Origin of the sequence: Streptomyces ambofaciens ATCC 23877 (genome assembly GCF_001267885.1) — a bacterium.
Classification (GTDB): Bacteria; Actinomycetota; Actinomycetes; order Streptomycetales; family Streptomycetaceae; genus Streptomyces; species Streptomyces ambofaciens.
Genome location: NZ_CP012382.1, coordinates 1 through 25,004, shown reverse-complemented (window position 1 = coordinate 25,004; position 25,004 = coordinate 1). Strand labels below are relative to the sequence as shown.

Below are 25,004 nucleotides of genomic sequence, written 5' to 3'. Positions count from 1 at the left end.
AGTTCAAATGGACACCCTGGCCTTCACGCCGATCAACGGTTCCATGATGGCGACCATCATCCTGGGAGTTATCGCCGTGGTCGGAGTTGCCGTGGGGACTATGTTCCGCCAGCGGCGGGACGCGAAGAAGAAGGGTGAGAGGTAGAGCGACGACATGCTGAGCGGAGGGTCGGCAACTGAGCGCCGGCCCTTCGTCCACGCACCTCAGGCATCCTCTTGGTTCCCCGGTGGCGCCACGGGGGCGGTCCTGCTCGTCATTGCCATACTTGCGGTGCTGGCTGGCATCTGCATGGGGCTTTCAAAGCGGCATCGCTGACTCACCGACGCGCTACCAGCCGGTCCTCACCTCGAAAACAGCACCGGCAAGCGCGCCCGATTCGCGGGTGAAGCGATAGCACTCGGGGCGGCCGCTATGTGACTTGTCATCGTATTTTGCTGGCGCACTGTGAGGGCGGGTGTTCGGGCCAGGTAGTGCACGCAGCCACGCTCCCGGAACCAGCGCAACACCAGCACGGCCTGCCGGAACGGTCCGAGCGCCCGCGAGCCGTCGGAGTGCCGATCCGGTCTCGACGCGCGGCCGGCAGACGGCGAGGTGGTCCACGACCTGGCGTGGGACATCCAGCGTGGCAACATAGGCAACCAATGTGAAGCCTTGGGCGGTTACGGACATGATCTCGTGGTGAGGCCTGTCCCGCCAGGGATTTCACGGTAGTTCTGACGCAGGTGCACCACGACAGGGGCCAACAGTGCAGGAGCTCAGTTCCGCAGTCGTGCTCGTCACCGGAGCCATGGCGTCAGGGAAGTCCACTGTCGCCCAGCTGCTGGCCGAGCGGCTCCCACGCTCCGTGCACCTGCGCGGCGACAGCTTCCGGCGGATGATCGTGTCCGGTCGCGAGGAGTTCACGCCCCAGCCGACCGCCGAGGCAACGGCTCAGCTGCGACTGCGCTACCAGGCCTCCGCTGCGGTCGCAGACCTGTACGCGCAGGCGGGATGGACCGTCGTCGTCCAAGACATCGTTCTCGGCGAGCATTTGGATGCCTACCTTGATGCCGTGACCGCGAGGCCCCTGTATCTGGTCGTCCTTGCCCCCCGCCCCGAAGCACTCGCAGCGCGTGAGGCCGGCCGCCACAAGAACGGCTACGGCGGCCCCTGGACGGTCGACCTCCTGGACGACGCCCTACGCCGTGACACCCCGCTCCGCGGGCTCTGGCTGGACACGTCGGACCAGACACCCCACCAGACCGTAGATCAGATCCTCGCTGACCTTGCCACGGCTCGCATCGTCGGCTGAGAGAGCCCGTCAGAAGGCCGCTGAGAGCACCTCATTGGCCGCCGTCCGTGGCGGTACCGGATGACGGACCTGTCCTGCTGCATCTCTGATGCACACCCAAGGCGGGAAGGGGCGGGGGCTATCCGTTCTTGTGCCGCTGGTAGTGACGGGCGACGCGCACGCGGTTGCCGCAGCGGGCGGCCGAGCACCAGCGGCGGCGGGGGTGGGCGGGCAGGAAGAGCAGCACGCAGTCGTGTGCCTCGCACTCCCGGATCTTGGTGACCGCCGGATCGGCCAGAAGTTCGGCGGCAGCCTCCGCGAGCCAGGCGGCCAGGCGCTGGCCTGGTGATCCGTCGCGTCTGCGCGTGGCGGTCACCGCAGATCCGTCCCACGCCAGCTCGCTGATCGAGGGTGCGGCGCGTTGCGCCTCATTGAGGGCTGCCAGGTCGTCAGTCATGGGCTTCTCGCCCCGGCGTAGGTGGGCGAGGGCGCGGGCGGTGTGTTCGCGTACGGCCTGGACGGCGGCCAGATCCGCGGCCGTGACCTGTTCGGGTGCTGCGTCCGGGAGGCGCTCGGTCTGGAGGGCCCACCATGTGCGCAGGTCGTCGGGGGCGGCAAGCAAGTCGCCGGTGGCCGGGCGGGTGTTGACCAGGTCCAGGGCCAGCGGTTCTCCGATCGGAGGTACAAGCGCGCTCATGCAACTAATCCTACATCCCCTCATTAACCCGTTAGTCTGGTCATGTCTAACGCATCCATCGCCAGTGAAGGGATTAGACGTGTCTGTTTCAGTCGCCAGTACCGTCCATCGCCATGTGGAGGTCGACGGGGTCCGGGTCTTCTACCGCGAGTCCCTGCCCGACCGGGCCGACGCTCCCGTGCTGTTGCTTCTGCACGGTTTCCCGTCCGGGTCGCATCAGTTCCGCCGTCTCATCGACGTGCTGGGCTCCCGCTACCGGCTGATCGCGCCGGACTACCCGGGCTTCGGCCACACCCAGGTCCCGGACGGCTTCACCTACTCGTTCGACCGGCTCGCCGACGTCACCGAGGGGTTCGTCCGGCAGCTCGGCCTCGACCGCTTCGTGATGTACGTGTTCGACTTCGGCGCACCGGTGGGCTTCCGTCTCGCCGAACGCTCCCCCGAGTGGATCGCGGGTCTCGTCGTGCAGAACGGCAACGCCTATGAGGACGGGCTGTCGGACGCGGCCCGCGGCGTGCTCCTCGCGGATCCCCAGGAGCCCGGCACCGAGGCTGCGCTCGGCGACCTGTTCACCCTGCCCGGTACCCGCTACCAGTACGAGGCCGGCGTCACCGACCCCGAGCTCCTCACCCCGGACAGTTGGACCCTCGATCAGCACTTCCTGGACCAGCCGGGCCGTAAGGAAGCCCAACGGGCGCTCTTCTTCGACTACCGCACGAACATCGACAGCTACGGACGCTGGCAGGCGTGGCTGCGCCGGAACATGCCGCCCGCCCTGATCACCTGGGGAGCCCACGACCCCTTCTTCCTCGCACCCGGAGCCCACGCCTACCTCCGGGATCTGCCCGACGCTGAAGTCCACCTTCTCGACACCGGGCACTTCGCCCTGGAAACCCACCTGCCGCAGATCGCTCCGCTGATCGCCGATTTCCTCGACCGCACCTGGAAGTGACCGTGCCCGCCCACCCTGATGTGATCGTCGTACGGCGCCGCCCCTGGGGCGTTGCGGGCAGCCTGTTCGCGGCCGTGTCTGCCTGCGGCGCGGTCGACGCGGTCCTCGCCCGGTACATCAAGGACGGCACCGTCGCCGACGCCGACCACGGAGACAGCCCGCGAACCTCGGTGTGACTGAGCACTTCAGCGGGTGCATTGTCAGTTGATCTGACGGGTTGAGCACCATGGGCGGCCGACCTCACGAGCTGGTCCGAGGAGGAGTTCACGCCGGGGCCGGCACAGGTGCCGGTCAGTCTTCGAGTGTCCCGACGTCCGCCCACTGGGGTGCGTGGTCCTGGACGAACTCGGCGAAGGTACGGGGCGGGCGGCCGGTCAAGTCCAGCACCGCGGTGCTGACGCGGGCGTCCCGGCCGGTTCGGATGCCGACGTCGACGGCGGCCAGGGCGGCCGCGAAGGCGTCCGGCATGCCGGACGCACGGTAGGCGTCCGCCTGCTCGGCGACCCCGACGGGCACGACCCGGACCGGCCGGCCGGTGTGGAGGGTGATGATCTGTGCCGCGTCCTGGTAATTCAGCGCCTTCGGCCCGGTGAGCAGGTAGTCACGCCGGTCGTCGGGGTGGCCATACGGCCCGGTCAGTAGCACGGCGGCCACCGCCGCGATGTCTCGAGCGTCGATCCAGCCCACCCGGCCGGTTCCGGCAGCTGTGCGGATCTCACCGCGTCGCCGGATCCCCTCACCCAGCGGGTGAGGGGCCAAGAAGTTCTGCATGAACCCGGAGGGGCGCAGCACCACCCATCCCGGCCGGGCCCGCACGCGCGCGGCCAGTTCCAGCGCGCTGGCGGCACCGGGCAGCACGATGGCGGCACCGAGCAGCACCACCCGGCGCACGCCGAGGCGGTCGGCCTCGGCCAAGAACGGTTCGACCAGCGGCATCGGATCTGTGGTGTCTACCGGAGGCACCAGGTAGACCCGGTCCATCCCGTGCAATGCGGCCGGATGGGTGGCCGGATCTCTCCAGTCGAACCGAACAGCGTCCGGGGCATCGGCCGCTGGGATGCGGCTTGCCACCCGGACCGGCACACCACTCCTGCGGAGCAGTTCGGCCAGGGTGCTTCCGGTCTTCCCGGTGCCGCCGGTGATCAGCACGCCGGTCATCGCGTGGCCTGCGAGCGCAGCGAGCCGAGCAGTTCGGGCAGCGTGCCGGCCGCTGAGGCGGCCGCCAGCGGGTTCCAGTAGTCCCGATAACGGGTGATCAGGCCCTGGTGGGTGGCGAGCACCGTGATGTAGTCCAACTGGTACGGCGCATCGGTGGCCACCGTGCGGCCGCGCGCGGTGAACTCCACCACGATGGTGTCCGGCTGGTCCGTGTGACGCACGGTGAGGGCCGGGATCGCCTGCACGTCCATCAGGTCCGGGTAGCCGGCCAGATATCCCCGGACGGCCTCACGTCCGGTCAGCCGTCTCGGTGAGGCACCCTGGGCGAAGGGGAACTCGGCGGTGCCGTACTCCGCCCACAGATCGGCGACGGCATCCATGTCTTTGGCCAGCAGCAGCTCCAGCAGCCGGCGGAAGGTCTCTTCGGAAGTGCGTGGTGACACGGTGATTCTCCAGCGTTCTGCAGGACGTGTGACCGCATCAGAGTGCGTGCACGAGGCAGTGCCGTGGAACGCACCAGTGAGCCCCGGACCACTGGTCCGTGGCTAAGCCGAGTGCCGCTGTGCCAACCTGGCCGGGTGAGCAGAGCAGATCTGGCCGACTTCCTGCGCCGCCGACGGGAAGCGCTGCGCCCGGCCCAGATGCCGGCCACAGCTGTCCACCCACCCGGCCTGCGTGCCCGGCGTACCCCCGGGCTGCGGCGGGAAGAGGTGGCCGCCCTGGCCGGGGTGTCCACGAGCTACTACGAGCGACTGGAGCAGGCCCGCGCGCCGCGTCCGTCGCCGCAGGTGCTGTCCGCACTGGGCACGGCACTGCGCCTCACCGACACAGAGCGTGAGCACCTGGCACGGCTGGCCGGGCAGATCCCGCCCAGTACGGAAGCCGATCGCGCGCCGGTGCCTGCCGATGCGCACCGACTGCTGCATCGGCTCGGGCCGATTCCCGCCTATGTGGTGAACGACCTGGAGGACATCGTGGCCTGGAACGCTGCGGCGGCCGCGTTGATCATCGACTTCGCGCAGTTGTCCGTCCACGAGCGCAACACCGTGCGCCTCGCCATCCGGTTGAGCGGCACCCTCTGCTCGGCCCCTGCCGGCGCGGAAGGCGACTTCGCCCGGCAGTCCGCCGCCCACCTGCGCGCGGCCGGCGCCCGCCACCCGGCGGACCGTGCGCTGGGCGAGCTGGTCAACGAGTACGCCGCACACAACCCGGACTTCGTCGCCGGCTGGCGCAGCCACGACGTGCACCCCCGGCCGACCCTGCGCAAACGCCTGCAGCATCCCGAAGTCGGCGAGCTGGAACTGGACCGTCAGACCCTGCTCATGCCCGGCACCAGCCTGCGGCTGGTGCTCTACACCGCAGATCCCGGCAGCCCGAGCGCCACCGCACTGGCCAAGCTAGGTCCTTTCGACGCGGCACCGTGACCGCTGGCCCGGGCCAGGTGGGGCGGCAAGGCCCCTGTCCACGAACGCTCGGGAGCCCCAGCCCAGCGGCTGGCAGAGCTGGCAGACCTCTCCGCGGCGGCAGCGTCCCGGACGACTTCCTCGCCGCGATGGACGACTACAAGGACCGCCACCCGGAGCCGGTCGTCCCAGTGATCAAGGCCACGGTCAAGGCGACCTGGGCAAGCTCCGGCGAGCGGACCCGGGGCGAGGGCCGGAAACCCGGGCAGCCGTGGCGCGCCTGGCCCGGCCCACCGCATCAGGTTCTTCCCGCCGCACCAGCGTGCTGCCGTCCGCGGTCACCGGGGGAGTGCGAGCGCTTGGCGTTGGCGGATCTCGGCGGGCTGTCAGGGCTCTCGCGTCCCCCGCGGGCCGTCCAGCGCGTGGGCCCAGGCCAGCAGTTCGGGAGCGTCCAGCGCCGGTAACCACCCGTCGGCCCGGGCGGCGCCGTCGCCCTGTGGCCGGGGGCCGACGCCCAGGACCCGCAGGCCGGCCCGGCGGGCCGCTTCCACACCGGTCAGGGAGTCCTCCACGGCCAGTGCCCGGTGCGGGTGGACGCCGCAGAGCCGGGCCGCCACGGCGTACACGTCGGGGTGCGGCTTGGGGCGCACGCGGTCCCCGGTGTCGGGGACGACGAGGTGCTGGAAGTGCGCGAGCAGCCCGGCCCGTTCCAGGCTGCCTTCGACCACGACTCTCGGGCAGTTGCTGGCCACCGCCAGCGGCAGGCGGTCGGAGAGCAGCCGTACGAGCCGCACCGCACCCGGCATCGTCACCGGTTCGTCGGTGACCAGTGCCAGGAAGTGGTCGAGAAGCGCGGCCGTCAGGTCCTCGGTCAGTTCGGGTTTGTGCACGGACTGCGCCATGAGCCGGCCGCAGTCCTCGTAGTGCAGGCCAAGGGCCTGCTCCGCGAACCCGGGCGGCGGCTGGAGCCCGTGCTCCCGAAAGGCCCGGCTGCGAGCCTCCTGCCAATGGCGTTCGCTGTCCATCAGGGTGCCGTCGCAGTCGAAGACGACGGCTTCGGGCGACCAGTCGAGCAGACCGCGGTCCGAGGTGGTCACTGGAGCCTCCCATGCCTTCACGTGTACGCATGCGGCCTTTCCGTAGCCATAAGGGGAAACGGAAAGATAGCTTCCGCTACGTTATTTTCGTCCAGGCAAATCGGGCAATAACCCTTTTTGGTGACTCGACGGGTGTCGGAAACAGGCGTATGGCCGGGTGGCGGCGACAACCGTGACACAGCCGCCGAGACCGTCAATACCGCTATCTCGCCCATCAGTTGACACACGCCCTAGGCCGCGCCCACCCCGGAGCCCCTTGCGCCCATTACCACTCGCAAGTGTTCGCCTTCGAAAGAACTGCGTAATTGCCCCACCAAAGTGCCTCTTTGGGCTCCGGGCGTACGCTGGCGCACTAAATTCGTGGCCAACATGAGAACAGAGCGAGGGCGGATGGAACGTTGCAAGAACGGGCGAAGGCAACCCGCAGATCACTGCTGGAAGCGGCCGCCCAACTATTCGCTGAACAGGGATACGCGGCCACCAGCGTCAACGACATAAGTGCAAGATCGGGCCGGACCAGCGGCGCGGTCTACTTCCACTACACCGGCAAGGAGGGCATCGCCCTCGCCGTCGTCGAAGACCGGTTCGCCACCTGGTCCCAGCTCGCTGCACCCTACGAAGACGAGACAGTCCCCCCGCTCGAACGGCTCGTTGCCCTCAGCTATGCAATCGCCCACGACCTCGCCCAGGACCCCGTGACACGCGCCGGCGCCCGCCTGTGGGCCGAACGCACCGTCATGACGGCTCCCGTACCCGACCCCTTCGCGCTGTGGACCGCCGCCGCCACGCGACTGCTCGCACAGGCCCGCCTAGCAGGACATCTCAACGAGCGCGTCCGCCCCGCCCGCACAGCCCGGACCCTGGTGCGCGCGTTCTTCGGCCTGTGCACCCTCACCGACGCCCTCGAGGGTACGAACGCCCTCGACGACCGCCTGACCGACTGGTGGCACCTGACCCTGCCCTCCCTCCGGCCGCAACCGCCCCGCGGGAACCTCCCGGCAGCCCTGTGACGCACCCGTGCAAGGCATGGCAGGATCGCGGCCATGTCCCTCAGCGTTCCCCGCCTCTGGATCGGCTCGACCGAGATCATCGCCCTCGCCGACGGCGAGGGCCCGTTCTTCTCCCCGCGCGCCGAGGCCTTCCCCGAGGCCACGGCCGCTCAGTGGGCCGAGGCCGACCGCTACGACCCGGGCGCGGTCGACACCGAGGGCCGCTGGCAACTCCAGTTCCGCGCGTACGCGATCCGCGGCGACAGGGGTCTCACCGTCGTGGACGCCGGGATCGGTCCGGCGGACAGCCCGGCCGGCTCGTGGGCGCCCGTGCCCGGTGCGCTCCCCGAGTCGCTCGCCGCCGCGGGCATCGACCCGGCCGAAGTCGACACCGTGGTGCTCACACATCTGCACACCGACCACGTCGGGTGGGCGGTCGTGACCGAGGCGGCCGTCCCATCAGCGGGCGGCGCGGTGGGCGGCGCCCCTGCGCCTGGCAGTGCGACCAGCGGCCGTCGGCCCTATTTCCCGAACGCCGAATACCTGCTCCAGCGGGCCGAGTTCGACGCCCTCGACGCGCTCAACCCGCAGCTTCGCGAGACCCTAACCGACCCGCTCGCGGCGGCCGGTCGGCTCCGGCTCCTCGACGGGGACACGCCGCTGCGCGCCGGGCGCGCGGTTGCCACGCCCGGGCACACGCCCGGGCACCAGAGTGTGCTGGTCGCCGACGGGCGCGAGCTGGCGCTCGTCACCGGCGACCTCCTGGTGCACGCGCTCCAGCTGCTCCACCCCGAGCTCGCCTACTCGCACGAGACCGACCCTGAGGCGGCCAGGCACTCAAGGGAGCGCATGCTCGGCCGCGAAACCGCCACCACGCTGCACCTGGCGACGCCGCATTTGACGGAGCCGTTCATCTCGGCGTGATCGCGGTCGTCCGAGCCGTTCGGCGCGGGTCAGCCCGCGAGGGCATGCAGACGCTCCAATTTCTCGGCGGTCTCGTCGTCGACGGGACTGAAAACCGTGAGGCGGCAGCTGCCTCCGGACTGGAGCCACATCCGGTCCGCCTGCAGGCGCAGCACGCCCGCTCCGGGCTTCGCATCTGATGCGAGATTCTCGCGCTCGATGCGACCTACGGAGCGTGATGAAATTGGCGGCCAAGGATGGGTTGGCACCGGGGGCCGTGCGGCTGCATCTGGCCCACGGGGTACCGCTGTTGCGGCCGGAGGAGCAGGTCCTCGAGGCGATGTTGGACGGCTGGCGCAACCAGCAGCTGGCGCGGAACCTCGCGCTGTCCACCATCAACGGTCGGGAGCGGAAGGTGCGGGCGTTCGCCGCGCACGCGGATGCCTTTCCGTGGAGCTGGTCCTCGATGCTGGCGGACGAGTGGTTTGGTGACTTGCGGGCGGTCCGTGGCTGCGTCCGCTCGACGCTGCGCGGCTACCAGGTGGCGGCGCGTCTGTTCTGCGATTACGCCACCGACCCGGCCTACGGCTGGGCGGCTGAGTGTGAGCGCCGCTTCGGCACCCATCCGATCCAGGTGGGTCACGAGTGGAATACCGCCGTGCACATGCAGGAGTGCGAGACCGAGGCCCCGAAACGGGCCCTCACCCGAGATGAGTTACAGGCGTTCTTCGACCACGCCGACGACGAGGTGAGCCGGGTCCGCGGACGCGGCCGCAAGGGATGGCTGCCCGCTTTCCGCGACGCGATGCTCCTCAAGACTGCGTACGCCTACGGGTTGCGGCGCAACGAGACGCGGATGCTGGACACGGCCGACTTCGGCCGCAACCCGTCGGCCTGGCCCGGCGAGACGCCCTTGACGCCGGTATCCGTCTGCGGGACGGTCAGTGCGCCGCGCCCGGCTCCCGCCTCGGATACCGTGTCCCTCTACGGGGTGCCATAACGGATGTGACGCCCCCCACCGGAGGTCGTCAGCGTATGAGTTCAAAGCGCAGCAAGAATCCAGCCCTGCCCGTACTTGACGACGCATTCCGACTCGCGTCGGTCAAGGACGCCGAGGAGTCCACCCGTGACTTGGCCGCGCGGCTGGCCACCACCGAGCTGCGCCGCGTTTCCCACCCGGGCCGGGTCACCTGGGAGCCCACCGATCAGGCCGAGCCCGTGCCGGTCCCGCCGACGGTGGTCGACGGTGACGGGGACCTGTGGCTGCGGGACCGGGGCACTGGCACCTGGACCATGCCCGAGTTCAACCCGAAGGAGTTCCCGGCCCGCTGTGGCGAGGTGCTGACGTGGAACGAGCTTGCCCGCGAGTTCGGCCCGCTGACCGCACTGGCCGACGACCGCCGCATCGGCGGCGGCAGGCGTCGCTGACCGCGCAGCTCTGGGATGACCGCGCCCCTGAAGCGCCCTTTACGGGTAGTTGGGAGCTCCAGCTCACCGCCGAGCTCGACGATGGCGGCGAGCAGGTGAGCGTGGTGGTGGCGTGCGACGACCTCGGTGGACCAGCCGGGTAGCGGTCGGCCTTCAGTTGCCGTGGTGAACGCGCGGCCCAGCTCGCCGATCGACTGCTGCCAGTCGGCCAACTACCCGACCAGGCCGCACACCAGCTCATCGACGGCGGCCGCCGGGCCGGGGATCGAAGGCCCGCGCCTTCGTCCCGAGCGCCTGGACCCGCTCGGAGAGACCGACCAGTCCCGTGCCGTTGCCGACGGCCGGCTCGGACTGCGGTTGGCGGTCTGGTCGGCTTTCTCCGGGATGACGCCCCGGATCCGGCGTCGGCGCAGGTAGGCGCGGTTGGCGCGGGAGGAGTACGCCTTGTCGCCGGCGATCGCGTCCGGGCGGGCGCGGCGCCGGCCCGCCAGACCGCGGACCCTGATCTGCTCGACGACCGGGATGAAGCGGGGACTGTCGGCGGCCTGCCCGGGCGTGAGGATGAAGGACAACGGCCGACAGCGGTGTTCGGCCGCAAGGTGGGCCTTGGTGGTCAGCCCGCCGCCCAAGCGCCCCAGCTCGGCCGCGCGAAGCCGGGCCCTGCGGCGGCGGCGCACGCGGCGGCGTTCCTCGTGAGTCGCGTCGTCCGTCTCGTCGGCCGGGTTGGGCACCGCCAATAACGGTTCGTTTTGCCCCTTTGGTGAAGCCCCTTTTGCTCCGCGACGGCCTTCTCCAGGTTCCGCGGCAACTCCGGGTCGACGACCATCCCGGCCGCGTGGTGGTGCGCGCGGGCTACCGTGGAGTCCACGCTGACCAGGCTGAGGTCGACCTGCCCTCGCGTTGCGGCCTCGGCGATCATCCCGTCCATCAATGCCTGGAAGGTTCAGCCGCCGCCCACAGCTGGAACCGACCGTAGACGGTCGACCAGGATCCGTAGCGCTCAGGGACGTCCCGCCACGGCCTCCCAGTCCGGTACCGCCACATCACCGCATCGAAGTGTCGGCGCAGGTCAGGGATTGGCCCGCGCTCACCCAGCGGCAAGAACGGCTCCCCCAACTCCCATTCGGCATCGCTCAGATCACCACGCGTCACACCACCGTTCTACCGGGCCGCGATCGCCCGGCGTCGGCGACCTGAACTCGGAACAGTCCCAGTGGCTACCCGTGGCAATCGCTCGTGGTCCTTGGCCAAGCGACCTGCTCCTATGGTGAATCCTGCGTCTGTTGCGTAAGGTTCATTGCGCACTATCACCTATTACCATTCAGGCGGGGCGGGCGGCGATGCCGGACACCAGGATCAGTGAACTTGTGCGGATGTGGATCAACGGCTGGGTCGTCTCCCGCGGCAGCTCGGACCCGGTCGACGAGCCGTGGGGGTGGACGATCGACGTCGGGCAGCCCAAACACGTTGCCCGACACGTGCTGCCGGAGCCCTCCGAGGCCGATGTGCGCAAGATCGTCGCCGGGACGAGCGCGCCCGGGACGTGGCTGAAGCTGTTCGCCGAGCATCAGGCGGTCCTGCCCTGGGTCGGGCCGGGCTGGCGGCGCGACAGCCCCGGTTTTCTGATGACCTGCCATCTAGTGCCAGAGCGCCATGAGGTGCCGGCCGGTTACACGCTCACCAGTTGGACCCGGGGCGGCGTCAGCCGAGTACTGGTCCGCACGCGCGCCGGGCACTTCGCCGCCCGTGGACAGATCGCCCAGGCAGGCGCCCATGTCGTGGTCGACCAGGTCGAGACCGCCGCCGAGCACCGGCGCAAGGGCCTCGGCGGCCTGGTGATGCGCACGCTGCAGAGCGCCGCGTACGAGACCGGCGCAAAGACTGGCCTCCTGGTCGGCACGCCCGAGGGTCGGGCGCTTTACTCCTCACTGGGCTGGACCATGCGCTCCCCGATGACGAGCCTCTGGTACGAGCCATCGGATGCTGCCCAGTGACCTGAAGATGACACCACTGGCCCACCTCGCCGGACTCCACCTACGCGGTGCCATCCCGTGGCTCCGCAGCCTCCAACCCACCACGTGATCTGAACTCAGAACAGTCCCTAGCCCTGGAGCGCGGCCGTAACTGACGCGGAGACGCCGTGCGCCTCCGCGTCAGTCCCTCCCCCTCGAAAGGACGCACCACCTGATGTGGCCTTCGGTCATCGCCGTACTCGGAACCCTCGCCGGCGCCCTGACGGCAGGACTCCTCCAACACCGCACAGCACGCACGGACCGCGCAGAACAGCGCGCCGACAGCCACCGCCAGGACCAGCTCGCCGCCGTCACCGAGTTCGCGGCCGCTCTGGACGCACACCGGTCGGCCATGTTCCACCGCGAACGGCTGGCACTGAACGAGGCCGACAGCGAGCAGCAACTGGGAGCCCAGACCAAGAGCAACGACACCCGGGCGGCCATCACCGCGCCGCACATCCGCCTCCAGGTCCTGCTCCCCGAGCTGGCCGGTGCCGCCCAGCAGGCCGCAGACGCCACGTACGCGCTGCGCCATGCCACCGACCGCCCCGTGCTGGACGCCCGCCGACAGGCAGCCAAGGAAGCCACCGGAAGCTTCATCTCCGAGGCCGCCACGCTGCTGAAGCCCAGCCCCCGCTGAGTACCTGCTTTCACTCTTGAGTGGCACGTGAGCATCGAGGCCACCGTGCTCCCGTTCCTCTCGCAGGCGCCTGTCATCCTGGGCCGGTGCATGTTGGTCGAACAGGCTGGCGTGGAGGGGTGCGCTTGAGCTGGGCCGTCTTGTTTGGATGGCACATCACCGAGGTCCCGGAACTCAAGATCCCCTTCCCCGGGGTGTGGGAGATCTCCTACCACGCCCGCTCGGCAACCAGCGGGACGCCGGGTGGGGCTCGCGCGAGCCCCACACCGTTGGCCCTCGCTGGGGACTTCGGATCCTTCGTCGAGGGCCTTACTTCCGCCAGCGATTTCGACTGAAGCGCCACCGCGAGACATTCGGCTGACCTCGCGAGCAGCAGGACAGTTCCCGCCCACGTCACGGCAAGGCGAACGTTGCCTGATGCGGCACTGGCTTCCGTGGGTGTTGCGCGACACGCGACGACAAACGGTGACGCGTTCTCTCAGGTTGCACCTGAACGATGGAAGGCGAAGAACGCTCCGGTCCGTATCGCGTTCGGGCCTCGCCGGTGCTCGCGGCTTCTTCCAGCAGGGCGGCCATCGCCGGGTGGTAGCCGAGCTGCGGTGCGGCGGGCCCGGGGGTGAGCGCGGTGTGCATCCCGGCCCACGGCTGTGGCGGTTCGGACCGCACGAAGCGCCGTGGGCCGAACGGCGGGGCCACGTAGGGGGTCCTCAGGAACGCCGCCACCTGGCCTTTCCGCTGCCCGCGGAGGGTGCTGCCAGGGTGGGAACGGTGACGTGCGTGGGGCCTTGCACCGTGATTTTGTCCGGTCAGCCTGTCCGGCCGCCCTGGGCGCGGACAAGTCGTTTTCGCACGGCCGACGCCGGCTGGACAACTCGCACCGGACTGGCCCGGTCTGTCGTGCTCCGGACGGCCGGCGGCCCTCCGCCATCCGGTTCCGCCCTCGCCGGCCCGTCCGGAACCGCGTCATCGGGGTGAGTGGATGGCCGGATGCAGGGTGAGGAGGACGCGTGGGGTGCCGCTCGCCCACGCCGTCGAGGTGGGCACTGCGATTCGGCCGCCGTGTAGCGGGTCAGCCGGCACTGACAGCGGCCGGGGCCGTGCGGGCGGGCGGTCCGCCGCGCGAGGTCAGCGGACCGGCGGGTTGTAGCGGGAGTAGCCGGGCTCGCCCCAGCGCAGCGGGGACGCGCCGGACACCTCGTGCACCGCCTCGACGCAGAACTCCACGAGCCGCTGCGCCCCCGGTGTGCGTGCGATCTCCTCGGCGTCCCAGACGGTCCGGGCCGTCCCGGACAGATGGAGGGCGGTGCCCGTCTCCCAGTCCGGTACGAGGATGCCCGCCGCCGGGTTGACGTGCAGGTTGCCCAGCGTCAGGAACATCGCGTTACCCGTGTAGTCGGGCCAGCGCAGCAGGGTGGCGGAGAGGACCTGGACGAACCCCGGGTTGCCGCCGCGGTGCGAGGCGTCGACGTGACCCGTGTCGGACGCGGTGGTGACGAAGAACGTGTCGGCCCGCCCTACCGCCGCGCGTTGCGCGGCGTCCAGCGCGCGCCCCGTGGTCGCGCGGCGGAGCACCGGCCCGTCCGCGTCCGCCGGGCGGTGGTCGCGTTGCTGGATGTATTTCGGGCAGTTGGAGACGACCTGGTCGAGGGTGACGCGCAGTCCGGTGCCGTCCCGGTCGGCGCGGCCGTTGATCCGCATTCTGCGTCGTGTGGCGGGCTCGATGGCGATCATCCCCACCGGCAGGGACCGTGCCGCGCCGAGGACACCGGCGAGGGGGTCCTCCGGGACGGGCAGTGCATCGATGACCAGGCTGCGCGGGTCGGGGACGCGGAGGAAACCGGGTTCCCCGGTGAGGTGGGTGGCCCAGAGCCGGCCCCCCGGGTCGGCGGCGCCCACCACGATCAGGGGTCGCTCGGCCAGGAATTGTCGGGCGACGGGCGGTACTTCGGCGCGGACGGCGCGGAGCGCCGAAGCGGCCCGCAAGGCGAGGCCGGCCCGCTCCTGCACCGCGAGTTCGCCGGCGTGATAGGTGGCCACGGCGTGCTCCTTCTCGTACATCGGGACAGGGCAGGCGGCGCTCCCGCCCGGCGGGTCTCCCGTCCGGGCGGGAGCGCCGGGGGCGAGCGTCGCGGGCTAGAAGAAGCCGCAGGTCGGAGCGTTCTCGGTCGGGGCGTGAGCGGGGTTTGCGCCGGTCGGCGCGTAGATCTCCAGGCGGGTGCCGTCGGGGTCGGTGAAGAAGATGCCGCCGGAACTGGTGTTCTCGCCGTGCGGGACGACACCGTCGTAGGCGAACCCGGCGCCCAGCCGGCGCAGCACCTCCTCGATGTCCTTGACCTCCTCGACGGTGTCGACCTGGAAGGAGAGGTGGTGCAGCCCGGGCCGGTCGGTGGCGAACGCGCCCTCGCTCTGCTGCCACAGCGTGACGACCAGGCGCTCGTCCCGGCCGAGGAACGCCCAGCGGCGGCCGTCCTCCTTGCCCTGGGCCAGCACCTCGAAGCCGAAGACCTCGCAGTAGAAGGCGAGCGAGCGGTCGAGGTCGGTGACATTCAGCCCGATGTGACCGGTCTGCAGGTTCTTCGCCTTGCCCATGGTCGATCAACCGCCTTCGTCAGGGGCCACGAGATCACCTCGTAACCATTGAAGTGGATATTAAAAGTTAGAACGAAGGGCAGTCAACCGGTGACCATGGAATGACCGGTTATCGTGGGTGGGGTGCCGCCGCGACGAAGGGACCCGCACCATGCCGTCACCCGCCGAGCCCGACCCGAGGCCGCTGACCGGCGAACCGCTCGCCATCGACCTGCTCAACACGCGCTGGATCGACGCCACGGGCCGGCACGACCTCCTCGACTCCCTGGACGGAACAGCACTGTGGCTGAATACGCCCCTGGTCCGCGACGCCCTCGGCGGCGCCCGCGTCCCGGCCGGCCGTGACACGCAGGAGCGACTACGTCAGGCCCGCGCCGCGCTCGACGAGGCGGTCGCCGACCCAGCGCACCCGACGCCCGCCGCCGTCACGGCCGTCAACGACGTGCTCGCCCACGGCCGGCTGCGGCAGGTCCTGGGCCCCGGCGGACCGGCCACCATGCCCGAGGTGGCCAATCCGGCCTGGCTGCCGGGCTGGGCCGCGGTCACCGACTTCCTGCGCCTGATGGCCGACCGCCCGGATCGCATCCGCGCCTGCGGCAACCCGCAGTGCGTGCTGCACTTCTACGACGTGTCCAAGAACGGCACCCGCCGCTGGTGCTCGATGTCCGGCTGCGGCAACCGCGCCAAGGCACAACGCCATTACGCCCGCCACCGCCGCGAATGAGCCGGCGCTTCCGCGCACCGCGGAAGCACCGGCCGCTGTGGGCCCGTCCGACGGCACCCGCCCCGCGGCCGGCCACGACGGCCGGCACCGGACCGGCGGGCGGACGGCGACCCGGCAGGTGTGCGCCCCGGCGCCGATGAGACCGCTTCTTCGGGCCTGGCGCTCGCTTGAGCAGGCTCATCAGTGACTTCCTCGCCCGGGCACTGAGAGCCCCGACGGCGTCAGCCGGCCGGCACGCTTACTGCAATCACCGCGCTCGAAACGGCGGGGAACAAGCGGCCCGTGAGGCGCTCGCCGAGCGCGTGCAGCACCTCCGCAAGGACTTCCACCTCACCGGAAAGAGACCGGCACTCGTCGAGACCACCCGCGTCCGCGACGGCCGGGCCTTGCGACGAGGAGCCGTCCCGTGCCGGTCGGCGATGCGCCGAACTCACCGCCGCGAGGACTCATGATCAGCAGCTTTTCTTAGAGCCAGTAACGGCTTGTGCGACTCGCGTGCTGCATCATCTGCCTGTGCCGCTTGGCCAAGGGCAGCCACCGGACCCCGCCCACCGAAGGAGGGACGCCTCAGTGACGTTCGCCGAACCGTTCGCCCACATCAAGATCCGCGTGGCCGCGGCTCTGTTCAACGGCGACGAGATCGCCCTCATCCACCGCACCAAGAACGGCCAAGACCAGTACACCCTGCCGGGCGGCAACGTCGAACCCGGCGAACCCATCCCACACGCCCTCGCACGCGAACTCGACGAAGAACTGGGCCTGAACCTCGCAGACGCAAGCAGCGCCCCACAGCTGACCTGGATACAGGACGCCATGGTCACCCGCCCCGGCAGCACCCCACCCCGCAAACTCCACCTCGTCTTCCGCGTGCACATCGCAGCCCCCATTCGGGCCCGCTTGCACACCGTCGAACATGACGACATGGCTGGCGTCGGCCACCTTACCTGGAGCCACTACAAGGACGCTGCCAACAAGGCTCTGTTCCCACCAGTCCCGCTCGCCGAACTCGCCGCTCCCACCGCGCCGCTCGACGCCGCCCAGTCCCTCCTGCCGGCCCTGGACGACACCAACTACAACTGGATTTGACCCGCCCCGGATGACGCAGACGCATTGCGGCGGCGATTGAATGCCCTGGTGAGTGACTACTGGACGCCTGCCTATCACGCGGTGGAACACGAGGATGCAGAGGCTGGCCCGGTTGCTGGCCGAGGGTGCCGATCCAAATGAGGTGTCGACAGTCGGCGAGCAGTAAGAATCCTCTGGTCTGGCAAGTCACCTAATGGACGAAAGCGGGGGTCGGGCAGGGTGCGCCCCCCGCTGCATGTCTGAATGCGGATACTTCCATCGTGCCCCGGGGCATGGATAGATGCTCCGCGCAGGCCGCTCCGGCGTCTCACACCCGATGACGGTGAACGAGATGGTCATCGCGCTGATCCGCCCGAAACCGAACCTGGCCCGGGTTGTGGGGGAGCCGGCCGAAGCGGTCGCGGCGCACAGGCCGCTGTGCACGCACCTGACGGGATCGGCACCCTCGCCTCCTACGCCACCGAGGTCGCGCTCCCGGTGAAGGGGCACCTGGAAGAACCCCGCTATCGGCAGCGCCCGCGCCGACGTCGTCCTGACCGCCCCGGAGGCCGGCGTGCCCTTGTTGTTCCTCGAGGTGGACAACTGCACCGAGGACGCCGTCCTCATCGCCGCGCAGTTCGACAAGTACGCCCGGTTCTTCCTGCGGCAGGAGAGGGATACCGAGGTATCGAGAAGCCGGTGTGGCGCACCCGCTGGTCCGCACCCGCGTCCGATGAGTACGAGCGGGTGCACCCTCCGGTCCTGCTCGTCTTCCACCAGGCCGGCCAGCGCTCCGCCAAGAGGCAGATGGCCAGGGTCGCCGACTTCACCCGCCACCACTGGCAAGGACGGTGGCATCCCGAAGGCGGCTATCACTCCCTACGACCGCTGCATCCCGATCGTGGCGACCACGCTTCAGCAGCTGCGCGAACACGGTCCGGCCGGGCCCGCCTTCTGGCGCTTCGGCCGTGACCACCACCAGCCACTGCTGGACGCGATCGGCAATGCCCGCCGCGATGCCTACCTCGCCCGCCGCCAGGCAGCCCGGGAAGAACAGCGGCGCCGTGAGGAACGGGAAGCCGCGCAGCGCGAAGCGCGGCGGCCGGTGTGCAGGGACTGCGGACAGAAGTTCACCGACGACCGCTGGGAGGCAGTCGGCTCCAACCCGGGCTGGGGCAATCGCCAGTCGCACCCGCACCTGTGCGAGAACTGCCAGGATCGCGCCGTCGCAGCACAAGCGCAAGCCGAAGCCGACGAACGCGCGCCGTACCGTCGCCTCGGATGGTGACGGATCAGCCGCACCGGATCGGCCCGGTGTCCAGATGGTATTTCGCTCCGCCTCGGACCAGGGAGCCGCTCAGGCTGATGCACTGTCCCGTCGCGTTGAACCAGGTGTAGATGGGGCCGGCGTAGTAGCGATAGTTCTCCGGGTGCTCCTTCGGCGGATCGATGGCGTAGTCACCGCCCTCGTCGAAGATCGCCAGGGTGATGTTGGAGGCGAGCCCGTCGTAAGGGCTGGACCAGAACTTCGCACAGTTGCGCTTGGTGGAGCCGTTCCAGTAGGTCCGCGCGTAACCGCCGCCATTGCGGCCGGTCGGCCCCTTGGCCCAGTACGTCTTGCCGTCCCAGCTGCCGGTGCACTCCTCGGCAGCGGGAGCCGGTGCCGGAGCCGCCTGCGCGGTGGGGGCAGCGACCAGGCCGAGGAGGAGCGTCATGACTCCCACACCCAGCAACTGCGGCTTGCCTAGCCTTCTCGTCGAACGCTTCATCCGTGTCTCCCCGCGGTCGGACGCCCTCGCCCTGGTGAGGCGAAGCCGTAGTCGGCATGCTCCGGCACATAAGAGGGCTGAGTCCGATGTTTCAGGAAATCTCGTACACAATGTCCGATTCCCGACCCTGGCACGCGATGATGAGGTCGCTCCTCCTCGATCCCCGGACCGATGGACCATCAGCTCCTCTTCAGGTCCGGACAGGGCCATCGGGGTGTGCCGGTCCGGCCGACGGCGAGATGTGGGAGGCACTGGCTCAGGCGGGCGGGAACGTCGCGGCGCTGCACCGGCATCGAAGGCGCCGGGGGCGAGGTGCCCTCCCTGGCGTCGTTGCACCGGGAGCTTGCCGGCAGGGGAGAACGGTGCTCCGGCAGGTGTGGCGTTGCCTGAGGGCGCGCAGCTGGTGGGGACGTCGTCGGTGCGGACGGTGAGCGAGGCGGTCGGGCAGGCGATGGCCACCCAGGACGCGGTATGTCTGTTCGGCGACCCGGGCCGGGGCAAGACCGCCGCTGCGCGGATGGCGCTCAGCGGCGGTACCCCCGGGCTGGAAGGCGGCAAGGGCCTGGTGCTTCAGCGTCGACACGTCCCCGCCCGTGCGCGGAGCAGCATCGCCGCGTTGTTCTGCCGGGCTCACTCCCATCCCCAGTCGGTGAGGAAGTCGGGATGGTGTCGCCATCGCTGCGCGATGGTGGTGAGCGTGTCCCACGCGCCGGCGAGGGCGGGCTCGTTGCCCCCACTCGCGGTATGCCCGTACCTGACCCAGCAGTACGCGTACCGCGTTGTTGAGTGCCTGTACAGCCAGGTCCGTGTCGGAGTTCTCAGGGCGGTTCAGCAGCAGTAGGTCTGTGCGGGAGAAGAGGAACCGGGCCAGTTCCTCGAAGCGTTCCTCTGAGTACTCCTCGTCGGGCCGCTTCGCTTCCTCGCCCCGCTCGTCCACGGCCAGATCCCTTTCCTACGCATGCTTCTCGGCACGCGATGATACGGGGCAGCATCTCGCCGCTTCACTGTCTTCCCAGCCCAGCGATCTGCCAGGACAGCCTCCAGACTCAACTACGCCCACTCCACCCCCAGCTCCCGCAGAGCGTCGATCTGCTCCGCGCTGAGCCTGTCGCGTCTGGCGCGGGTGTTCGATACCCATACGCCGAGCTTCGTCTCGGTCCCGTCAGGCAAAAACTCGACCGCTTTCCGCGGTACCGGACGGTTCGCACCCTCCCGCTCGACCCACTGCGCCAGGGCGGCCAGCCCACGCCGGAACGCCTGCTGGGCCTTGGTCGGCCCCTTCGCCGCGCCCTTGCCCGCCGGGGCGGGAGGTGGTGCCAGAGCGGGGTGCACGCCCAGCTTCGACAGCCGCTCCTGCTGCTCGGGGGACAGCTGTTTCCAGGCCGCTGGCCGGGTCTGTCGCTTCAGCCACCGCCCGATGTCGTCGCCGTCCATCAGTACGCCGGGTGCGATGTCGGGCAGCACCCCGCCAGGCTCGTCCTCCGCCAGGTCGGCGAGATGGCGGTAGTGACGCTGCCAGTCGAGCGACCAGGGACAGTTCCAGTCGCGGTCGATCGCCGCCAGCTGCGCCGCGCGCTCAGCCGCCCGCTTGTGGTCCTTGCCCAGGCCGTCTGTGCGGCGGAGGTTGGCCATGTGCTGCCCGACGGGGACGAGTTCGCCTTCGGCGTCTCCCCAGACCGCGTCCTGCCTGGGCGCGAGGTGTCCGGTGGCCCGGCGGTAGGAGCGCAGCGCCGCCAGCTTCTTCTCCCAGGCCTCTTCGCCGGGCTCCCAGACCATGCCCGCCTCGGGGGCGTCGAGGAGCTTCTTGCGGCGCGGTTCGAGCTCCCCGGCCCGTAGCGCTTTGCGCTGCTGGTGGACCCATCGGCCCAGCGGAAAGGCCCTCGTGACGCCGACCTCGGTCTCCGTGTCGTATGGGATGGCGTAGAGCCCGGTGATCTCATGTTCCTTTCGCCAGCGCAGCAGGGCTTGGTAGCCCTCCAGCCAGACCAGCGATTCGGGCCGGTAGACCCGGGTACGCAGGAACGCCGCGATGGTCGCCGGGTCGCGTGGCGTGGAGAAGTGCAGGAGCGCGGACTCGACCGCACCGTCGACGCCGGCCTGCTCCTGGACCTCGCCGTGGGCCGCGATGATCTGCCCGTCCTCGTCGCGCTGGAGGTGGGTCTTGCGTTCGCCGCTGGCGAGGGCACGGGAGGCGAGCTGCTCCACCAGACGCTCATCATGGCTACGCAGGCCCTGGAGGACGACCACGAGCGGCTTGAAGCTCGCGGAGGCGACCATGTCGGTGGGGTCTTCGCCGGGCTCGAGGAAGACGGGCACGATGATCCGCGCGACCTTCGTGGACCCATCCTTGTTGAGCCGCAGGGCCCGGCCGATGTTCTGCACGATCTCCACCTGCGAACCGCGGGTGTCCGCGAAGCACACGGCCTCCACGCCCCGCTCGCCGGTGATGTCGACGCCTTCCCCGAGGACGCGGCAGCTGGCGAGGAACGCCCGGTGCACGCGCCGGCCCTCTGCGTCGATGCCGTTGGCGAACTGCCTGAGCACCTCGCGTCGCTCGGTGACGAGGTGGTCCCCGCACAGCCACGCCGACCACACCCGCTCGGGCGGTACGTGCCGTCCGGCCTCCAGCTCGTACAGCCGGGCGCCGATCGACGACGCGGGCAGCTCCGCCACCTTCTCCTCCACCTTCGCCAGCTCCTCAGCCGACATCTGGCCCGCATACAGCTCGGCTGCCGTCTTCGGCAGCTTCTGCGCGAACGCGGCGGCCTCCTCGACCTTCTGGTGGAACGTCATGACCGTACGCAGGTTGTACGCCGCAGCGTGCTCCAAAAGTGCGGTCTGCAGCAGCGCCAGGCGCCGGCCCCGCCGCGCCTCCTCGGAATCCCCGGCGACGGGGGAGGGGTCGCGGATCTCGAGGACATCGATCTCGAATCCAGCGAGGATGCCCCGCTCGATGGCCTCCGAGAGCCCGAGCTCGGCGCCGGGGAGCCAGGCTCCGAAGGTGCCGTACGGGTCGTCGGTCATGCTCGCGAGCTCCACCTCCTGGCCGGCCGCGCCCCTCTGCGGGCGGGGCGAGGCGAGGATCCGCGGGGTGGCGGTCAGGTAGAGCCGGTAGTCCGCAGGGATGCGGGCGTTGTCGTGGATCACCGCCCACGGCCGACCAAGATCACCAGCGGTGCCGTGCGCCTCGTCCACGATGGCCAGGTCGAAACCGCCCAGGCGCTGGCCGTAGAGCCGTTCCCCGCCCGCCAGAGCAGCTTCCAGTGGCCCGCGAAACGTCCGCTGGCCCGTCGGGTCCTCCGGGTCCTCGCGGTCCACCAGCGAGGCATAGGTGGCGAACACGACCACGGGCCCGGACCCGGCCCACAGCGCGAGCTGGATCGGATTCGTAGTGGTACGCACACCCAGCGAGCCCAGCACCGGGTCATTCTCCAGCGAACACACCGCCACCATCGGCGCCCGGTGGCCCACCGCCCGCCACGCCTGGGCGGTCTGTGCGAGCAGGTCCAGGGTGGGCACAGTCACCAGGATCCGCCCGCCCGCGAAGCACTCCAGCGCGCTCGCGGCAGCCATGATCGTCTTGCCGGATCCGGTGGCGGACACGATCGTGCCCCGCATCCCTTCCGGGGGAACAGATGATCTTGCAGAAAATCCGACCCATTCCCGGATGCTCTGTTTCTGTTCCACCTGGTGTTCTCGGAGCTGGATCAAAAGATTTCCCCCGGTTCGGGAAGGACCTGCTGGACGGACGTGATCCGGTAGTTACTGCCTTGGTTGAGACCGTCGTCTCCTTTGTGGATGCCCCGCGCCCGTCGGCCTGCTTCGTCGGGGGAGGCGGCCATCAGGTGGACGGTGGAGGCATGGAAGTCCGGACGGCAGCGGCCGGCGTGCACCGGGTATCGACCCGGTAGACACGATGCCGCGCAATCTCCAAAGCTGCGCTCCCGGACCGCTCAGCCTCGGCCCCGTCTGTCACCAACCGCTGCAGACGCTGCTCTTCATAGCGGACTGCACGCAAGTCCTGAGAGGGCACGTACGCGACCACCTGCTCTCTCCATGAGCTGGGCGATCCGTTCCCACTGCAGGCGCCGCAGGTCCGCGATGAACAACTCGCTCAAATGATGCGGTTCCGTAGGGCGCAGCCGCGCACGCCCGACACGTTCCTGCGCGAGGCGTACCTGCACGGACACCTGGTGACGATCGAGTCCAGCGGCTTGTGCTATCACCCCGGCCCGGGCAAGTTCACACGGAAGGTACTCGTAGACCACCACGCGCACCACTTCCTACCGAATGTCCCCCCATTACGCCAATACTACATGCTGCATCACATTGAGAGGCAGACTAGCGACACCCCTCGACAGATCCCCTCCACGAGACTTCATCCGACCCTGATGGGCATCACGCATCGGGGTACACGGTGCCGCATGGCACCGAAGACCGAACGCATCCAGTTCCTGCGGGCCGAGCGCCAACTGCGCCGCATCCGCTCCTTCTACGCAGCAGCCATGGCGCTGTGGGCAGGGTCCGCGGCCTGGACTGGCTGGCAGGCACCCGGGAGCCGACAGATGTGGGTGTCCGTCCTCCTCCTGGCCGTCTTCACCGTTCTCCTGGCCACCGCGAGCCTGTCCCTGCGGCGCCTCGCCGTCCCCGCGACCGGCCGGCCCGCGCATTACGCCGCCCCGCACAAGGCGCCGGCCACCCGCCGTCACGCCCCCGCCTGAAGCCCCGTCACCCTGCTGGCATGAATCCCGGGTAACTGGTCGGCATGCAGACACGGGAGCGGTCAGTCGAGTGGTGGTCTCGACGTTGGGTGCGCTGGGCGATTGTTGTGGCCGTCTACGGGGCGGCCGCGGTGGTGTGGCGCACTGTTACAGGCAGAACGTGGCTCGACGCGCTCGCCTTCGCGGTTCTCGTGGCCGTGGTCAACGTGGTGGTGCAGTGGGTGGCGAACCGGGCCAAGAGGAAAGCAGCAGCGCGCGACGGTCAGTGAGCCAACCCCTCAGTGCAGGGGTTCCCTTCCCGGACCGCAGGCCGGCCCGTTAGCAGCAGTGGGCTCGGCCGGTGGCTGGAGCGCAGCAGAGGCCACCTAGCAGGCGTTCACCTGGACGGTGTCCTCCGTTACTTGCTCCGGGGCCGGGGCAACCGGCCTTCATGAGTCCCAATGCGGTAGTGCAGGCTGCCACGGACAGTGATGGCAGCAGCCCGGTATTCGTCCTGGTCTTGTGCTTCTTTCTGGTCATGGGGGTGATCCAAGTCGTACGCCCCCAACTGCTCTGGAAGGCCAACGCACGCCTCCAGAGAGGCTGGGTGAAGAACCACGAGGCGACCGAGCCCACAAGCAAGGGTTACGCAAATGAACCGGGCGGTCGGAGTAATCTTCCTGGGACTCGTCATATGGATGCTGATCCAGCAGCTCTAGCCCACACCCGACCTCCCCTGTAGCGGTTCGGTCGGCAGGCCTGTTCGGCAGCGACCCCGCGGCAGCAGGGCCGACCCCTTGATGTCCCATAGCGCTCTGGATGTCATGAGTCGTTGTACTCATGCGTGGTGGTCTTCCCGCGCGTCACACTGCCTTGGCCGTGACAGACCATCAGGAGGGGCAGGCGTGATGAGTGCGCGTAGGACCGTAGCAGTGGCGTTGTTGGCGGCTTTCGGGGCGGTGGGCGCAGGGGCGGTGCCAGCCGCGGCGGATGGTGGTCTTCTTCCTCATCCCGGGCCTGAGGGTTTGGTGTGGGTGCCGGAGTGGACGGGTGATGGCGGGGTCGCGTCCGGTGGGGCATGGGAAGGGCTGCCGACCGTGCTCACGGTCGCCTGTGAAGGCGGAGGCAGTGTGGCGGTGACGATGGAATCGCAGCAGGCACGCGTGGCTGAGTTTTCGGTGGACTGTCCTGCCGGCAGAGCGGGTGTGGGCTCGGTGACCATGGACCCCGGGGTCGTGCAGCGAGGTTCTTTCACTGTGGGCGTTGACGCCTCGGATGACAGTGTCCGCTGGGCTCTGACTGTGACCCAGCCCGAGTAGAACCGGCCCACCCAGCACCCTCTCCTCGCTGCCCGGGCCGCAGGCCCGTTGCCGTGCCCGCGCAGCGGGTGCGGTTGGGTGGCTGGAGCGCAGCGGAGGCCACCCCATCGGGGCCGTAGGCCCCGCGCTCCGGGAGCGCAGCGGACGGAGCGTCACCGGCCCGGCGCAGCCGGGCCGGTGGGCGGGACGCGCAGCGTCCCGCTCCGCTCACGCGGAGCGTGAGCGCAACACCCGCGCGCAGCGCGGGTGTTCGCTTGCACATCGCGCAGCGATGTGGTACCCGCTCCG

28 protein-coding genes are annotated in these 25,004 nt (G+C 69.7%); 17 read left to right on the top strand and 11 right to left on the bottom strand.

The window, feature by feature from the left end; translation table 11 throughout:
- Nucleotides 1-7: 7 nt before the first annotated feature.
- Nucleotides 8-145 (top strand): hypothetical protein, encoded by a 138-nt coding sequence (locus tag SAM23877_RS39525; protein WP_159041947.1) that lies wholly within the window; start codon nucleotides 8-10, stop codon nucleotides 143-145.
- A 601-nt stretch (nucleotides 146-746) separates the two neighbouring features.
- Entirely contained in the window at nucleotides 747-1,292 is a 546-nt protein-coding gene (locus SAM23877_RS00135; protein ID WP_079029934.1) for an AAA family ATPase, read from the top strand.
- A gap of 118 nt (nucleotides 1,293-1,410) precedes the next feature.
- On the opposite strand, the gene SAM23877_RS00130 is transcribed toward SAM23877_RS00135, so the two are convergent.
- Nucleotides 1,411-1,968, bottom strand: a complete 558-nt coding sequence (locus SAM23877_RS00130; RefSeq protein ID WP_053125639.1) for a CGNR zinc finger domain-containing protein — start codon at nucleotides 1,966-1,968, stop codon at nucleotides 1,411-1,413.
- A gap of 79 nt (nucleotides 1,969-2,047) precedes the next feature.
- Here SAM23877_RS00130 and SAM23877_RS00125 point away from each other — a divergent pair, with 79 nt between their 5' ends.
- Both SAM23877_RS00125 and SAM23877_RS39520 read left to right on the top strand, forming a co-directional pair.
- Nucleotides 2,048-2,920, top strand: a complete 873-nt coding sequence (locus SAM23877_RS00125; protein WP_244902870.1) for an alpha/beta fold hydrolase — start codon at nucleotides 2,048-2,050, stop codon at nucleotides 2,918-2,920.
- A gap of 2 nt (nucleotides 2,921-2,922) precedes the next feature.
- Entirely contained in the window at nucleotides 2,923-3,096 is a 174-nt protein-coding gene (locus tag SAM23877_RS39520; RefSeq protein WP_159041946.1) for a hypothetical protein, read from the top strand.
- Between the two features lie 115 nt (nucleotides 3,097-3,211).
- On the opposite strand, the gene SAM23877_RS00120 is transcribed toward SAM23877_RS39520, so the two are convergent.
- The gene (locus SAM23877_RS00120) at nucleotides 3,212-4,078 is read right to left on the bottom strand and encodes an NAD(P)H-binding protein (RefSeq protein WP_053125634.1); all 867 of its coding nucleotides are present in this window, start codon (nucleotides 4,076-4,078) and stop codon (nucleotides 3,212-3,214) included.
- Entirely contained in the window at nucleotides 4,075-4,521 is a 447-nt protein-coding gene (locus SAM23877_RS00115; protein ID WP_053125632.1) for a nuclear transport factor 2 family protein, read from the bottom strand. The genes SAM23877_RS00120 and SAM23877_RS00115 overlap by 4 nt, the downstream gene beginning before the upstream one ends.
- Nucleotides 4,522-4,656: 135 nt before the next feature.
- Between SAM23877_RS00115 and SAM23877_RS00110 the strand changes: the two genes are divergently transcribed.
- Nucleotides 4,657-5,502, top strand: coding sequence for a helix-turn-helix transcriptional regulator (locus tag SAM23877_RS00110; RefSeq protein WP_053125630.1), 846 nt, complete (start codon nucleotides 4,657-4,659; stop codon nucleotides 5,500-5,502).
- Between the two features lie 365 nt (nucleotides 5,503-5,867).
- Here SAM23877_RS00110 and SAM23877_RS00105 read toward each other — a convergent pair whose 3' ends face one another.
- Nucleotides 5,868-6,578 carry an HAD family hydrolase gene (locus SAM23877_RS00105; protein ID WP_053125626.1) on the bottom strand — a complete coding sequence of 237 codons (711 nt, stop codon included), beginning with the start codon at nucleotides 6,576-6,578 and terminating at the stop codon, nucleotides 5,868-5,870.
- A 398-nt stretch (nucleotides 6,579-6,976) separates the two neighbouring features.
- Between SAM23877_RS00105 and SAM23877_RS00100 the strand changes: the two genes are divergently transcribed.
- From SAM23877_RS00100 to SAM23877_RS00085, 4 genes are all read left to right on the top strand, one after another.
- The gene (locus tag SAM23877_RS00100) at nucleotides 6,977-7,588 is read left to right on the top strand and encodes a ScbR family autoregulator-binding transcription factor (RefSeq protein WP_053125622.1); all 612 of its coding nucleotides are present in this window, start codon (nucleotides 6,977-6,979) and stop codon (nucleotides 7,586-7,588) included.
- 33 nt (nucleotides 7,589-7,621) lie between these two features.
- Complete coding sequence (locus tag SAM23877_RS00095; RefSeq protein ID WP_053125620.1) at nucleotides 7,622-8,491, top strand: MBL fold metallo-hydrolase; 870 nt, start codon at nucleotides 7,622-7,624, stop codon at nucleotides 8,489-8,491.
- Nucleotides 8,492-8,705: 214 nt separating this feature from the next.
- Nucleotides 8,706-9,470: a hypothetical protein gene (locus SAM23877_RS40495; RefSeq protein ID WP_218922749.1), complete on the top strand. Its 765-nt coding sequence runs from the start codon at nucleotides 8,706-8,708 to the stop codon at nucleotides 9,468-9,470.
- A gap of 35 nt (nucleotides 9,471-9,505) precedes the next feature.
- The gene (locus SAM23877_RS00085) at nucleotides 9,506-9,898 is read left to right on the top strand and encodes a hypothetical protein (protein ID WP_053125618.1); all 393 of its coding nucleotides are present in this window, start codon (nucleotides 9,506-9,508) and stop codon (nucleotides 9,896-9,898) included.
- 212 nt (nucleotides 9,899-10,110) lie between these two features.
- Here SAM23877_RS00085 and SAM23877_RS40960 read toward each other — a convergent pair whose 3' ends face one another.
- A complete protein-coding gene (locus SAM23877_RS40960; RefSeq protein WP_159041945.1) occupies nucleotides 10,111-10,629 on the bottom strand; it encodes a transposase in 519 nt (172 codons plus the stop codon).
- 196 nt (nucleotides 10,630-10,825) lie between these two features.
- The gene (locus tag SAM23877_RS41995; RefSeq protein WP_079029931.1) at nucleotides 10,826-11,050 is read right to left on the bottom strand and encodes a transposase; all 225 of its coding nucleotides are present in this window, start codon (nucleotides 11,048-11,050) and stop codon (nucleotides 10,826-10,828) included.
- A 221-nt stretch (nucleotides 11,051-11,271) separates the two neighbouring features.
- Here SAM23877_RS41995 and SAM23877_RS00075 point away from each other — a divergent pair, with 221 nt between their 5' ends.
- Both SAM23877_RS00075 and SAM23877_RS00070 read left to right on the top strand, forming a co-directional pair.
- Complete coding sequence (locus SAM23877_RS00075) at nucleotides 11,272-11,892, top strand: GNAT family N-acetyltransferase (protein WP_244902869.1); 621 nt, start codon at nucleotides 11,272-11,274, stop codon at nucleotides 11,890-11,892.
- Between the two features lie 193 nt (nucleotides 11,893-12,085).
- Nucleotides 12,086-12,550 (top strand): hypothetical protein, encoded by a 465-nt coding sequence (locus SAM23877_RS00070; protein WP_053125610.1) that lies wholly within the window; start codon nucleotides 12,086-12,088, stop codon nucleotides 12,548-12,550.
- A 393-nt stretch (nucleotides 12,551-12,943) separates the two neighbouring features.
- Here the strand turns inward: SAM23877_RS00070 and SAM23877_RS38755 are convergent, their stop codons facing one another.
- The 3 genes from SAM23877_RS38755 to SAM23877_RS00055 form a co-directional block, all read right to left on the bottom strand.
- Complete coding sequence (locus SAM23877_RS38755) at nucleotides 12,944-13,360, bottom strand: carboxylesterase family protein (protein WP_107408627.1); 417 nt, start codon at nucleotides 13,358-13,360, stop codon at nucleotides 12,944-12,946.
- Nucleotides 13,361-13,675: 315 nt separating this feature from the next.
- Nucleotides 13,676-14,587, bottom strand: a complete 912-nt coding sequence (locus SAM23877_RS00060; protein ID WP_107408705.1) for a pyridoxamine 5'-phosphate oxidase family protein — start codon at nucleotides 14,585-14,587, stop codon at nucleotides 13,676-13,678.
- 96 nt (nucleotides 14,588-14,683) lie between these two features.
- On the bottom strand, nucleotides 14,684-15,139 hold the full coding sequence (locus SAM23877_RS00055) for a VOC family protein (protein WP_053125604.1): 456 nt from the start codon (nucleotides 15,137-15,139) through the stop codon (nucleotides 14,684-14,686).
- Between the two features lie 151 nt (nucleotides 15,140-15,290).
- Between SAM23877_RS00055 and SAM23877_RS00050 the strand changes: the two genes are divergently transcribed.
- From SAM23877_RS00050 to SAM23877_RS00035, 3 genes are all read left to right on the top strand, one after another.
- On the top strand, nucleotides 15,291-15,863 hold the full coding sequence (locus SAM23877_RS00050; protein ID WP_053125602.1) for a CGNR zinc finger domain-containing protein: 573 nt from the start codon (nucleotides 15,291-15,293) through the stop codon (nucleotides 15,861-15,863).
- Nucleotides 15,864-16,433: 570 nt separating this feature from the next.
- The gene (locus tag SAM23877_RS40955) at nucleotides 16,434-16,949 is read left to right on the top strand and encodes an NUDIX hydrolase (protein ID WP_053125599.1); all 516 of its coding nucleotides are present in this window, start codon (nucleotides 16,434-16,436) and stop codon (nucleotides 16,947-16,949) included.
- Nucleotides 16,950-17,829: 880 nt separating this feature from the next.
- Nucleotides 17,830-18,216: a hypothetical protein gene (locus SAM23877_RS00035; protein WP_053125584.1), complete on the top strand. Its 387-nt coding sequence runs from the start codon at nucleotides 17,830-17,832 to the stop codon at nucleotides 18,214-18,216.
- A gap of 4 nt (nucleotides 18,217-18,220) precedes the next feature.
- Here SAM23877_RS00035 and SAM23877_RS00030 read toward each other — a convergent pair whose 3' ends face one another.
- A complete protein-coding gene (locus tag SAM23877_RS00030; protein WP_244902867.1) occupies nucleotides 18,221-18,697 on the bottom strand; it encodes a hypothetical protein in 477 nt (158 codons plus the stop codon).
- 376 nt (nucleotides 18,698-19,073) lie between these two features.
- Between SAM23877_RS00030 and SAM23877_RS40950 the strand changes: the two genes are divergently transcribed.
- Nucleotides 19,074-19,538, top strand: coding sequence for a DEAD/DEAH box helicase family protein (locus SAM23877_RS40950; RefSeq protein ID WP_053125580.1), 465 nt, complete (start codon nucleotides 19,074-19,076; stop codon nucleotides 19,536-19,538).
- A 209-nt stretch (nucleotides 19,539-19,747) separates the two neighbouring features.
- Here the strand turns inward: SAM23877_RS40950 and SAM23877_RS00020 are convergent, their stop codons facing one another.
- Nucleotides 19,748-22,408, bottom strand: a complete 2,661-nt coding sequence (locus tag SAM23877_RS00020; RefSeq protein ID WP_079029930.1) for a DEAD/DEAH box helicase — start codon at nucleotides 22,406-22,408, stop codon at nucleotides 19,748-19,750.
- Between the two features lie 713 nt (nucleotides 22,409-23,121).
- Between SAM23877_RS00020 and SAM23877_RS00015 the strand changes: the two genes are divergently transcribed.
- Nucleotides 23,122-23,418, top strand: coding sequence for a hypothetical protein (locus tag SAM23877_RS00015; protein WP_053141967.1), 297 nt, complete (start codon nucleotides 23,122-23,124; stop codon nucleotides 23,416-23,418).
- A 107-nt stretch (nucleotides 23,419-23,525) separates the two neighbouring features.
- Nucleotides 23,526-23,687, top strand: a complete 162-nt coding sequence (locus SAM23877_RS00010) for a hypothetical protein (RefSeq protein WP_159041943.1) — start codon at nucleotides 23,526-23,528, stop codon at nucleotides 23,685-23,687.
- Nucleotides 23,688-25,004: the final 1,317 nt, after the last annotated feature.

What these genes read in the sequence shown, in the direction of transcription:
- SAM23877_RS39525 (WP_159041947.1), top strand. Translation starts at nt 8, where the DNA reads ATGGACACCCTGGCCTTCACGCCGATCAACGGTTCCATGATGGCGACC.
- SAM23877_RS00130 (WP_053125639.1), bottom strand. Translation starts at nt 1,968, where the DNA reads ATGAGCGCGCTTGTACCTCCGATCGGAGAACCGCTGGCCCTGGACCTG.
- SAM23877_RS00120 (WP_053125634.1), bottom strand. Translation starts at nt 4,078, where the DNA reads ATGACCGGCGTGCTGATCACCGGCGGCACCGGGAAGACCGGAAGCACC.
- SAM23877_RS00095 (WP_053125620.1), top strand. Translation starts at nt 7,622, where the DNA reads ATGTCCCTCAGCGTTCCCCGCCTCTGGATCGGCTCGACCGAGATCATC.
- SAM23877_RS00085 (WP_053125618.1), top strand. Translation starts at nt 9,506, where the DNA reads ATGAGTTCAAAGCGCAGCAAGAATCCAGCCCTGCCCGTACTTGACGAC.
- SAM23877_RS00075 (WP_244902869.1), top strand. Translation starts at nt 11,272, where the DNA reads ATGTGGATCAACGGCTGGGTCGTCTCCCGCGGCAGCTCGGACCCGGTC.
- SAM23877_RS00070 (WP_053125610.1), top strand. Translation starts at nt 12,086, where the DNA reads ATGTGGCCTTCGGTCATCGCCGTACTCGGAACCCTCGCCGGCGCCCTG.
- SAM23877_RS00055 (WP_053125604.1), bottom strand. Translation starts at nt 15,139, where the DNA reads ATGGGCAAGGCGAAGAACCTGCAGACCGGTCACATCGGGCTGAATGTC.
- SAM23877_RS00050 (WP_053125602.1), top strand. Translation starts at nt 15,291, where the DNA reads ATGCCGTCACCCGCCGAGCCCGACCCGAGGCCGCTGACCGGCGAACCG.
- SAM23877_RS00030 (WP_244902867.1), bottom strand. Translation starts at nt 18,697, where the DNA reads ATGAAGCGTTCGACGAGAAGGCTAGGCAAGCCGCAGTTGCTGGGTGTG.
- SAM23877_RS00015 (WP_053141967.1), top strand. Translation starts at nt 23,122, where the DNA reads ATGGCACCGAAGACCGAACGCATCCAGTTCCTGCGGGCCGAGCGCCAA.